The following is a 3,745-nucleotide window of genomic DNA, read 5'->3' on the forward strand; positions in this document are numbered from 1 at the left end:
CCACATGTCCGTATAGCCGGTCGCCGACTAGACCTTCACACCAGGGATCATCGCCGCTCCKAGGCATTGAGGATCCGGTMCAGAGCATCAAGCAAACATACGAATTAGCGGAAATCAAGCCACACGACGCTGCTGGATTGCTTCTTCCTTGCCGCGATTTTCAGACAAATTGAAACGACTTACGGCTTCACTCAAGAGACGCGCCTCGTCTCGCAGCGATACACTTGCCGCAGTCGTTTCTTCTACCATAGCGGCGTTCTGTTGTGTCACCTGATCCATCTGGTTTATCGAACCACTGATACTCTTCAGACCAACGGATTGCTCGTCCGCCACCACAGAGATTTGCTTCACATTCTCATTTATTGCTGTGATCTGCGCTGTGATCCTGCTCAATGCGTGGCCGGCCTGTMCGACAAGTCCAACTCCCTCTTGTACCTGCWTCGCGGACGAACTAATGAGTACTTTGATGTCCTTTGCTGCCGCAGCTGAGCGTTGGGCGAGTTCACGTACTTCCTGCGCGACGACGGCAAAGCCTTTCCCAGCGTCACCCGCACGTGCCGCCTCTACGCCAGCATTCAGGGCGAGTAGATTTGTCTGAAATGCGATCTMATCAATGATGCCTGTGATACGGGTAATTTCTAGCGACGATTGGCTGATGCTCTCCATGGAGTGGACCGCGCACCCGACAATGTCGCCAGTGGCAACCGCGTCTATGGTGGCAGCGCTAACGCTTGTCGCAGCCGCGGAAGCTCTCGTCGCGCTTGCCAGCACCTGTTCGGTAAGTTCGGCCATCGCTGCGGCTGACTCTTCTAAGCCTACCGCTTGCATTTMAGTCCGGCGCGCCAAGTCGGTCGCACTCGAGCTAATCTCCTCTATGCCTGCGTTAATATGATTCACGCCCCTGCCGACCATGCGGATTGTCTCTTCTAAGCTCGACAAAGCGGAATTAAAGTTGACCCTTAGCTCGGTATATTCACCTCGAAACTCTTCGTGAATTMGGCAGGTGAGGTCACCGTGTGCAAGGTCCTTCAACGCTTCTCCGACAACACGCACCACGAGGCGCTGCTCCTCAAGCGCTTCCGCGCGAGCCGCCTCGGCCGTGGCGCGCTCACGCGCATTTGCCTCTCTCACGTTCGTTGCCTCTGTTTCTGCACGTTCTMCTTGGATCAGGGCATGACGTAGCTTTTCCAGCGCGGTTGCGACCGCTCCCATCTCATCTGATCGGCGTGTATCTGGGGATGAGTCACTATAGTTCCCAACGGCCAACACTTCCACAAACTTGACCAAACGCCCTATTGGACGGGCAAGCATTATTCTCGTCGTCGCAAATAAGACGAGCGCGATTATAAATACTACAAATAGGCCTGCCGACACCATCAGGGTAATCTGCTCATTTACCGCAGAGGCAATTACCGAAGTTGGAACATCTACGCAGACGACCCATCGGGTATTCAAGCCCGGCACTTCGAAGGGAAGCAKGACGCGGGTGTAAGTGACCCCAGCGACCTCCACGTCCTCCACTACTCCAGTTGTCTGCTCGGAGATMGCCTCGGACAATTCTTTTTGGCCAAGTTCATCATAGATCCTCGTTGTCTGGTCGGAACTAGGCGCTACKATCCACTGTTTMGCCTKAGAAATAACATATACTCGACCAGAGCCAAATGGCCGTTGTGCACCCAGCTTGGCAGATAGTGCTGTTAGGTCGACGTCCATACCAGTCACACCAATCAGGCGATCTGAACTGACGACTGGATACGAGATGGTAGATAAGAGGAAAGTACCATGCGCGTCGACCCAAACATAGGGTTCCGTAAGGTGGCCCTGCCGGGACTTGGAAGCGACACGGTAGTATTCGGCGTTATAATCGAGGGCGACGGGTGCCATCGATAGAGTTCCACCTGGCTTTGTCCACGTAGGCGAAAACGCGCCATTGGTTGCTGACMCAAGTGAGGTGTTTCCMTTGAACTCTACCGCCCTTCCGTCGAAGGCGTTGGGCTCCTCCATGAACCAGCTGCTGAAAACGATATTGGCTTGCGCTGTAGCCCGTAGCATGTCGATCACCGCAGCGCGATCAAGATAGTCTTTTTCTCTGCCTTGGCCGATCAAAGCTGCCATCGTGGATGTCGGAGTCGATAGCGCTGTCATTTCCGCTGAAATGTCATTTGCCAATCTTGCTGCTTCGAGCTTAGCCTGCTGGATGGTCAGATGCTCTATTCGGTTCTTTGTAACCAAGACGAGGACAGCGTTCGATAAAACCAAGACTACGGCTATCGCGGTAGCGGTAACAGCGATTAGCTTTAKAGCAAGAGACCATTTCGTGCGCATTTTGGTAAACACCCMAATCTAATGAGCCAGAGTTTTCAGTCGAACTAGTCTGGCATCCAACGCAGCCCGATCGAGAAACTCGTACTGCTGGCCAGTCGCKCGCAAGACAACCACTGCGCGCGTCGAAKGAAGGAATTACGCATCTTCTCCTGACATGGAAGTCACGGATCAATACAAGCTTGCCTTCGCATGKGACAAGGCGCGTCCGATTCCAGGTGCACGAGCTGTCATAGCTGTTTCCGCCGTTTGCACCGACGTCCACGCTCTTTTTATAATATGGAATAATTATCGTGGAGTTAATTACGACACCCTTGAGTTCACTCGGCCTTGACATAAACTTCGGCATGCCGTCACCAAGGAAAATTCTTCCGAAGTCAACTGTCCAATGCCGGACCCGACGCTGCGGAAAGTATCCCAAGGCTGTCTGGCGGCCGTCAAAGGTAGGACAATGCGCGTCGCGCTATGCGCGCAGGCTTTTMACGAGTCGGGCGAAGACTGCGCATCTTTGATGACATCTCACTGCCCTGTGGTTCGTTTAGGKAACAACGCAAGGAGTTAACGATGCCGAAAGACAAGCGGCAGCGCGGGATCCMGGAATGGGAGATCGGTCGAGATCCGCAGGGCAGCGACAGCTCTGCCCMGCGGTMTGAAAGGATCTAACTAGTAATTCGAGCTGTGGGCTAAAATATAATCAAACCCTCGGGAAGCGAGGTGAGACGACGCGGTGCGAAGACACGAACGCTACATTCTAACCTCTGACCAGATAGCGCCATAGAGCTTCTGGATAGCGGGCGGGCAGGTTGTAGCCCAGTATCCTGCACCTTTGAGCTTGTCAGGAATTGCAAATTCTGGCGCTGAGGCAATTCCACTCTTCATAAATCKATCMGAGCMGTCAATGCCATTTGCAAAGTTGGTGAAGTCGGACTCAAGAGCAATGTTCTGCGGATCCATAACGAAATTTATGAAGAGCTTCGCGTTTTCCAAGTTTGGGGCGCCGGATACAAYGCCAATGTTATCCATCCAATACGGGAAACCCGTTTGCGGGTACCCAAACGCAATATTTTTGTTTTGCAAACGCTCTTGTAAAGCTACTCCATTCMAATCAGCGGACGCAGCATAATCGCCTTTAATCATGGGTTCACGTGTCGTATAATCCATGGAAATCCAATGTTTCTTCGCCGCAAGAAGCTTATCCCTCACMTTCTGCAGAAGAACTTTGTCATCGGTACAAAGCTCTTTTCCGCCCAGATAGTGGATCGCGAGCCCCATTATATCCAGCATTTCGKGTTGGACGTTGATTTTTCCCTTAAGTTCGTTCGGTGKATCAAAAATAATCGCCGATGTATTTATATCTCCTTGATACACTGACGTATTCACACTAACTCCGACAACGTTTATGAGCCATGGCGCCGTATATTCT

The 3,745-nt window shown here is 52.3% G+C and carries 2 protein-coding genes; both read right to left on the bottom strand.

The window, feature by feature from the left end; genetic code table 11:
- Positions 1-114 precede the first annotated feature (114 nt).
- Positions 115-2,115, bottom strand: coding sequence for a methyl-accepting chemotaxis protein (locus QD357_RS31410; RefSeq protein ID WP_414125881.1), 2,001 nt, complete (start codon positions 2,113-2,115; stop codon positions 115-117).
- A 951-nt stretch (positions 2,116-3,066) separates the two neighbouring features.
- Positions 3,067-3,745 (bottom strand): extracellular solute-binding protein (locus QD357_RS31415; RefSeq protein ID WP_414125882.1); only part of this gene is annotated, 679 nt, incomplete at its 5' end.

Origin of the sequence: Rhizobium sp. BR 317 (genome assembly GCF_047445835.1) — a bacterium.
GTDB lineage: Bacteria > Pseudomonadota > Alphaproteobacteria > Rhizobiales > Rhizobiaceae > Rhizobium > Rhizobium paranaense.